We start from the raw sequence: 1,988 nt of genomic DNA, 5'->3' as shown, positions 1-1,988 counted from the left end.
GTTGGGGTAGCAGATAAGGCAGAGTCTCCTCGATATTCTTCTTGTCGCCTATCTTCACCTTGATAGGCTCGGCATCCACTTGTCTCTGATACTTGTCGTTCAGAGGCTCTGAAAGTTTGTTTCTCAGCTTCTCGTTTCCGTGGATGCCTGCCCATTCACCGATGGTATGGGTCTCACCGTCCATCTGGTAAGGAGTGTTCCAATAGTCTTCGATGAATCTGTCAATATCATCATCGCTGAGGCCTATCATCTTCAACTCCTCGCCTTCCTCGGCACGCATAGCTGCCTTCCACTCGTTGAACTTGTAGATGCCTTCCTTTATTTTCAGCACAGCTCCATTAAGTTGCATCTTGAACAACTCGGGAAGCATTTCTATCTGCTCGGGCGAAAGGTTCAGTGCCTTGAAGGGAGTCAAGGAAATCTTCATATATCCTTGTCCTGCCTTCTTCCATCTTTCCCAGAAGTCCTTTTTCTTCTGTTCGTATTCGGCGCGCTCTTGCTTTAGTCGCTCAGATGTACTATCTGGGAAATGAGTTCCTTGCTTGGCTGCAGGCTTCCGTCCTGCATTCGGGTCAAGAGGTCCATTGCCGCCGCCTTGTCCTCCTCGTTTAGGTACATTTCCCTCATTGCCAAGTCTACCGCCTCCTCGGGTGTCAGTACTTCCGGCAGATACGGCATCCATTCCGGGTGTATTTCCTTCACCTTTGTCATTGCTCGGTTTTCCAGCAGATACAGAAGGGTTGTTCTCACCGCTCGTTCCGCGCTCTCGCTCTCCGGGTGTAGTTCGTTCGCCGTCTGTTCTATCCACTGGTCCATCAGATCTTCCGCTTTCTCGTCCTCGTCCCAATCCCAATTCTTGGCTGCCTCCAGTATCGGGAGCATCCAGCTGTGTTCCGTCTTTTGCTCCGCTATTATCGGGAACATTCTCATGTCTACTTCTAACATCGTTCCAAATTTTAAAGTAAGAAATTGCGTTTATAATATTGCCCTTGTCGCCACGCAAGTATGCGAGTGCGGCAGGTATCAATTCTCTGTTCTCCTCAGAAGTCAGCTCGTTTATCTCTGTTTCCGTAAGAGGATTCTTCGACGACACGGCTTCCCGTTCCTCCAAGTCCATCTGTTCCCAAGGCTTGTCTATCTTCTCGGCTTCTGCTTTACCTGCTTCCTCGCCAAGAATCTTTCCAATCTCCCTGCCGATAATCCTGCGTCGCTCCACCAAGCCGATTCCGTTTCCTCTCAGCTTGGTTTCCATCGCCTGTTTCATATCAGCGGTAGCACGCTTTATCTCTTCAGCGTCGCCACTCTCCTTAGCCTTCACCAGTCCGTCCTTAGCCTTCTGCACCTGCTCGTCCTTGAACATTTCTGCAGTATGCGCCAACCAAGCCAACGGATTTTTCTTCGAAGGCTCCTCACCCTTAGGCTCAGTAAGGCTCTGCAAGGTTTCATTACCTCCCTTGTCCACAGGCTCAGAAAGGCCTAAAGAGGCATAGTCAGGCTTATTGCCACCCTCGCCATTGGCTTCTTTACTTCCCCTCGGGTCCACTCCCTTAGCCCAGTCTGCCAGCACCTTGTCTGCCACTTCCTCAGCCGTAGTAAAGTGAATGCCAAGCACATCTGCCACGCCCTTCCAATATTTTGTCAGAGCCTCCTTTACTTTTTCCAGGAATCCCTGTGCCTTCGCGCTCTCAGTCACGCTCTTGCCGTCCTCCGCAGCAAGCTTTCTCACTACGTCCTCAAGCTTCTTCGTGCCCTCGCGTCCAGAGTAGGTTGTTATCATTTCCTCATACAAGGCGTCGCCTTCCAGTTCGGGGTACAACTTCTGCACCTCCTCTTTCAGACCCTCCACCTTGTCGAAGAGCTTCTTCACATTCTCCCATTCTTTGGAATTCACATGGCGCAGCATGTCACACCACAGGTGGGTATACTCATGCAGCGGTGTCTCTGGCTTCATCTTCTTCGTGTCGAGATAAATCTTCTCACCGTCAGTA

At 50.7% G+C, this 1,988-nt stretch carries 1 protein-coding gene; it reads right to left on the bottom strand.

Going from position 1 to position 1,988, the window contains the following annotated elements; all coding sequences use genetic code 11:
- The coding region (locus tag I6E38_RS14650) for a hypothetical protein (RefSeq protein WP_235394679.1) at window positions 1-1,988 on the bottom strand (1,988 nt) is incomplete at both ends.

Source organism: Leyella stercorea, assembly GCF_021531355.1.
Taxonomy (GTDB): Bacteria; Bacteroidota; Bacteroidia; order Bacteroidales; family Bacteroidaceae; genus Prevotella.
Note: the sequence above shows the minus strand (reverse complement) of the source record. Positions and strands in the feature narration are given on the sequence as shown.